This window comes from Corynebacterium gottingense (assembly GCF_003693265.1).
GTDB lineage: Bacteria > Actinomycetota > Actinomycetes > Mycobacteriales > Mycobacteriaceae > Corynebacterium > Corynebacterium gottingense.
The window spans coordinates 1-4110 of the sequence record NZ_RDRE01000056.1 but is presented as its reverse complement, the minus strand read 5'-3'; the positions used below and the strand labels follow the sequence as shown (position 1 = coordinate 4110).

Below are 4110 nucleotides of genomic sequence, written 5' to 3'. Positions count from 1 at the left end.
TCCAGGTCGCGCGACAGCGTCGCCTGGGTGATGTCGATGCCGTCGGCCTGCAAGAATTCGGAGAGTTGCGCCTGCGAAGACACCCGTGTGCTCCCGATGATCTCAAGGATGCGGGCCTGTCGCGCCGTGCGCGATACGGGTTGGGTCATACCTGGTGTTCCTCCTCGTCTTGGTGTTCCATGAGCCACGCCAGCAATCCCTTCTGGGCGTGCAGCCGGTTTTCCGCCTCGTCGAACACGCGCGATTGCGCGCCGTCGATCACCTCCGCCGTGACCTCGTTGCCGCGGTACGCAGGTAAGCAGTGCAAGAATACGGCATCCTCCGACGCGCGTGCCATGACCTCCGCGTTGACCTGGTAGGGCAAAAACGGGGTCCGGCGGTCCAACCCGTCGTCCTCCATGCCCATGGACACCCACGTGTCGGTGATGACCACGTCCACGCCGTCCACCGCGGCCAGGTCGGCGCTCACCGTGACCGTCGCGCCGGTCTGTTCGGCGCGCTCGCGCGCCCGCTGCACAAACTGCTCCTTGGGCTGGAACCCCTCGGGCGCGACGATGGCAATGTCCACCCCCGCGGTGGCGAAACCGAGCATGTAGGAATTCGCCATATTGTTGTCGCCGTCGCCCAGGTACGCGGCGCGCAGCCCCTTGAGGCGGCCGAAGTTTTCCTGAATAGTCTGCAGGTCCGCGAGGATCTGGCAGGGGTGCAGGTCATCCGACAGCGCGTTGACCAGCGGGACCGTCGCGGTCTCGGCCATCGCGTGGAAGTTGTCATGCGCGTAGGTGCGCCACACGATCGCGTCAACGAACCGCGACAGCACCGCCGCCGTGTCCTGCAGCGTCTCCCCCTTCCCCATCTGGGAGTTGGATGTGTCCGTGATAATCGCGTTCCCGCCCATCTGGTGGATGCCCACGTCGAAGGAGAAGCGGGTCCGTGTGGACGTCTTGTCAAAGAGCACGGCCACAGACTTCGGCCCCTCGAGCGGGCGCTTCGCGTACGGGTCGCGCTTCATCTCGGCGGCGAGCGCAAGCACCTCGGCCTGCTCGTCCGGCGTCAGATCGTCATCAGCCAAAAAGTGCCTGGTCATGAGTCGTTCCTTTCGTTCTCGGTGGCGTCGGCAAGCGCGAGCGCGATGCGCTCAACGGCCGCATCAATCTCATTGTCCGTGATGATGAGGGGCGGCGTGAGTCGCACCACGCTTGTCGACGGAGCGTTCACAATCACTCCCCGCTCCAGCCCCTTCGCCACCACGTCCTTGGCCACGGGCCGGTCGAGCACCACCCCGAGCATAAGGCCGCGGCCGCGCACCTCCTGCACGCCGTCCAACGCCGCGACCGACGCAGCGAGCTTCTCCCCCTTGCGGCGCACCTCCGCGAGGAAGGCGTCATCAATAGTGTCCAGCACCGCGTTCGCCGCAGCGCAGGCGACGGGGTTGCCGCCAAAGGTCGTGCCGTGCGAGCCCGGGGTGAACAGCTCCGCGGCCTTCCCGCGCGCCAGGACCGCGCCGATGGGCAGGCCGGCACCGAGCCCCTTCGCCATGGTCACCACGTCCGGGACGATGCCTTCGTGCTGGAACGCAAAGAAGTCTCCGGTGCGTCCGATGCCGGTCTGGACTTCGTCGATAAGCATGAGCGCCCCGGACTCGTCGCACAGCTGGCGGACCTGGGTGAGGAAATGCTCGGGCGCGGGGATGACGCCGGTTTCGCCCTGGATCGGCTCGAGGATGATCGCCGCGGTGTCACCCGGGTTTACGGCCACGAGTTTGCGTAGGTAGTCGATGTCGCCGTAGGGGTAGAACTCCACGCCGGAGGGCAGGGGCTCGAACGGCGCGCGCTTCTCGGGCTGGCCGGTAAGCGCGAGCGAACCCATCGTGCGGCCGTGGAAACCGTTCACCGCGGCGAGGACGCGCGAGCGCCCAGTCAAGCGAGCAAGCTTGAACGCAGCCTCGTTCGCCTCGCCGCCCGAGTTGCAGAAGAACAGTCGCGCAGCATCGTCGCCACACCGCGCCTTGAGCTTCTGTGCGGCCTGCACCACCGGCTCGGAGGCGAAGAGGTTGGAGACGTGGCCCAGCTTGCCAATCTGTTCGGTGACGGCGTCGATCACCGCCGGGTGGGCGTGGCCCAAGGAGTTGACCGCGATGCCGGCCAACATGTCGATGAACTCGGCGCCCTGCGGGCTAAAGACCCGCGCGTCCTCGCCGCGGGCGAGCTCCACGGGCGGCGTGCCGTAGGTGTTCATGAGCGTGTCGCCCCAGGCCGCGAGCGCTGGTTGCGCGGAGTGCGTCTGCTCGGTCATGCGTTTTCATCCTTCCTGAACACAGTGGTGGCCGTGCCCTCTGGGTAGTTGTTCACGTCAAAAGCATCCGGGAACACCATGGTGCCGATACCGCCCTCGGTGAGCAGCTCCAGCAGCACGGAGTGGGCAATACGGCCGTCAATCACGTGGGCAGCGCGCACTCCCCCTTTCACCGCCGTCTGGCAGGCCCCCATCTTGGGGATCATGCCGGAATCCAGGTCTGGCATCATGCGCTCGAGCTCGCGCACCTGGATCTTGGACAGGAGCGAGTCTTTGTCCGGCCAGTCGGTGTAGAGGCCCTCCACGTTGGTGAGCACAACCAGGCGCTCCGCGCCGATCGCCTTGGCCAGCGCGCCGGCTGCCTCGTCGGCGTTGATGTTGTACACGTCGCCGCCCTCACCTGGCGCGATGCCGGAGACGACGGGGATCCGGCCGGCCTCAATGATGTCCATCACTGCAGAGGGGTTCACGTCCGTGATCGTGCCGACCAGACCGATGTCGGTGGGGTGCCCGTCGACGTCGACAAGCCTGCGCTCCGCGGTAAACAGCCCGGCATCCTCGCCGGAGGTCCCCACCGCGTAGGGGCCGTGCGAGTTGATCTTGCCCAGCAGGTCGCGGCCGACTTGGCCGAACAGGACCATGCGGACCACGTCGAGGATCTCCGGCGTGGTGACGCGAAAGCCCCCAACAAACTTTCCGCCATCGAGGCCCAGCCGCTTGAGCATCGCCGAAATCTGCGGCCCGCCGCCGTGCACGACAACGGGTTTAGCGCCAACCGTGCGCAGAAACACCATGTCCGCGGCGAACGCGGCCTTCAGCTGCTCATCAATCATGGCGTTGCCGCCGTACTTGACCACGACGATCTTGTCACGGTAGTGCTGCAGCCACGGGAGGGCCTCCGCGAGGACGTGTGCGCGGTCCTCGCTGCTGAGATTCTTCAGGGGTTTCAGCGGCTGCGCCGGAGTTGGTTTGCTCATTGTGCTCGGTGCCCTTCCTGCTAGGAGCTGTAGGCGGAATTGATCTCCACGTAGTCATGGGACAGGTCGGTGGTGTGGACCGTCGCGATGCCCGGGCCCCCGGTCCCCAGGTCCACGCGGACGTCGATGTCCACGCCGGAGAGGTCGACATCACGCGCGCCGGGTGTTCCGGTAGAGCGCTCGCACACCGGCTGCCCGTTGAAGTACACGGCGATGTTCTCGGGGTCCATCGCTGCGTCCGCCATGCCGACCGCCGCGAGAGTGCGGCCCCAGTTCGGGTCGGAGCCGAACATGGCGCACTTGAACAGGCTGTCGCGGCCCAGCGTGCGGGCGGCGTTGAGTGCGTCGTCATCGCTCGCGGTGCCGGTCACCGTGATGTTGACGCGCTTGGTCACGCCTTCGGCGTCGGCCTGCATCTGACGCGCCAGTGAATCGCACACCGCGTGGATCGCGCGATCCAGCTCGTCCTGGCTCGGGGTAACCCCGCTCGCGCCGTTGGCCATCACGATGACCGTGTCGTTGGTGGAGGTCGAGCCGTCAATATCGACGGTGTCAAACGTCACCTTCGTCGCCTTGCGCAGCGCGGCGTCCAGCGCCTGGGGTGTCGCGGCGGCGTCGGTAGTAATGCACACCAGCATCGTGGCGAGCGAGGGCGCCATCATGCCCACGCCCTTGCCCATCGCCCCGACCGTCCAGCCTTCGCCGCGGTAGCCAGCCTCTTTCCGCACAAGGTCCGTCGTCAAAATCGCGTCAGCCGCCGCTTCGCCCTGCGCCTCGTCGTCGCCGAGCAGGGGCAGCAGCTTTTCGACGCCACCACGCACCTTCCCCATGTCCAGCA

At 66.6% G+C, this 4110-nt stretch carries 4 protein-coding genes and 1 pseudogene; all 5 read right to left on the bottom strand.

Features of this window, described 5'->3' with window-relative positions; translation table 11 throughout:
* A pseudogene (locus tag EAW56_RS11205) lies at window positions 1–149 on the bottom strand (arginine repressor); the annotation flags it as partial.
* Entirely contained in the window at window positions 146–1087 is a 942-nt protein-coding gene (gene argF / locus EAW56_RS11200; protein ID WP_122086608.1) for an ornithine carbamoyltransferase, read from the bottom strand. The gene argF and the pseudogene EAW56_RS11205, both read right to left, overlap by 4 nt.
* Entirely contained in the window at window positions 1084–2295 is a 1212-nt protein-coding gene (locus EAW56_RS11195; protein WP_122086606.1) for an acetylornithine transaminase, read from the bottom strand. The genes argF and EAW56_RS11195 overlap by 4 nt, the downstream gene beginning before the upstream one ends.
* Entirely contained in the window at window positions 2292–3272 is a 981-nt protein-coding gene (gene argB / locus EAW56_RS11190) for an acetylglutamate kinase (protein ID WP_122086605.1), read from the bottom strand. The genes EAW56_RS11195 and argB overlap by 4 nt, the downstream gene beginning before the upstream one ends.
* A 20-nt stretch (window positions 3273–3292) precedes the next feature.
* Window positions 3293–4110, bottom strand: an 818-nt coding sequence (locus EAW56_RS11185) for a bifunctional ornithine acetyltransferase/N-acetylglutamate synthase (RefSeq protein WP_122086603.1), incomplete at its 5' end; no start/stop codon positions are given.

Bases quoted from the DNA above. Each gene is read 5' to 3' on its own strand.
- argF (WP_122086608.1), bottom strand. From the start codon at position 1,087: ATGACCAGGCACTTTTTGGCTGATGACGATCTGACGCCGGACGAGCAG.
- EAW56_RS11195 (WP_122086606.1), bottom strand. From the start codon at position 2,295: ATGACCGAGCAGACGCACTCCGCGCAACCAGCGCTCGCGGCCTGGGGC.
- argB (WP_122086605.1), bottom strand. From the start codon at position 3,272: ATGAGCAAACCAACTCCGGCGCAGCCGCTGAAACCCCTGAAGAATCTC.